Below are 1221 nucleotides of genomic sequence, written 5' to 3' on the forward strand. Positions count from 1 at the left end.
ACCCCGGGGTGCGGGGGCGGCGCGGGACGGGCCGACCGGCCGTCGGTCCGCAACGGCGCGGAACCCGCCGACGGCCGGTCCAGGCTTCCGAAACTCGATCGGCCGCCGGCCGCCCGCCCGCCAACCGCCTTTTCCGCCCCGCGGGTTGGGCGCGCCGGTGCTTTCCGGCCGCCATTCCCGCGGGATTTCGAATGTTCCCGGAAAGTTTCAACCCGCGCATTGACAGCCGAACTCGGCGGGTCAAAACTCTTCGACGTCGGCCGTCGCCGCCGACCACAGTCGAGCCGGGTCGCCGGTTCCACCTGCCTCCCTGGCTCCCCAGCGAACCACGAGGAGTCGCACCCCCATGCGCATCACCACCCTCTCGCCGCGCCCGCTGATCGCGGCCCTGGCCGTCGCCGCCGCCGCGGCCACCGCGCTGACCGCCACCACCCTCGACCCCACCCCCGCGCGGGCCGCCGTCGCGGCCACCACCTGCACCGGCTACGTCGGCCTCACCTTCGACGACGGCCCGTCCAACGACCACACCCCCGCCCTGCTCAGCGCCCTCCAGCAGAACGGCCTGCGGGCCACCATGTTCAACGAGGGCCAGTACGCGGCCGCCTACCCCGCCCAGGTCAGGGCCGAGGTGGCGGCCGGCATGTGGGTCGGCAACCACAGCTACACCCACCCGCACCTGGTCCAGGAGAGCCAGGCCCAGATCGACTCCGAGGTCGGCGGCACCCAGTCCGCGATCGCCAACGCGGGCGGCGGCACCCCGAAGCTGTTCCGCCCCCCGTACGGCGAGACCAACGCGACCCTGAAGGCGGTCGAGGCCAAGTACGGCCTGACCGAGGTGATCTGGGACGTCGACTCGCAGGACTGGAACGGCGCCACCACCGCCGCGATCGTCCAGGCCGTCGGCCGCCTGACCAACGGCCAGGTCATCCTGATGCACGAGTGGCCCGCCAACACCCTCGCCGCGATCCCGCAGATCGCCCAGAGCCTCGCCGCCCGCGGCCTGTGCGCCGGGATGATCTCTCCGCAGACCGGCCACGCCGTCGCCCCGACCGACACCGGCGGCAGCACCGGAGGCACCGGCGGCACCGGCGGCACGGGAGGCACCGGCGGTACGGGGGGCGGGAGTTGCAGCGCGACGCTCTCCGCCGGCTCCTCCTGGAGCGACCGCTACAACCTGAACGTCAGCGTCACCGGCTCCAGCACCTGGAAGGTCACCGTCAA

The 1221-nt window shown here is 73.5% G+C and carries 1 protein-coding gene; it reads left to right on the forward strand.

Annotated features, from left to right (window positions below):
- Positions 1–346 precede the first annotated feature (346 nt).
- Positions 347–1221, forward strand: an 875-nt coding sequence (locus ACFUEL_RS39815) for a polysaccharide deacetylase family protein (protein ID WP_380243125.1), incomplete at its 3' end; no start/stop codon positions are given.

This window comes from Kitasatospora sp. NPDC057198 (assembly GCF_042670125.1).
In the GTDB taxonomy this organism is placed as follows: domain Bacteria; phylum Actinomycetota; class Actinomycetes; order Streptomycetales; family Streptomycetaceae; genus Kitasatospora.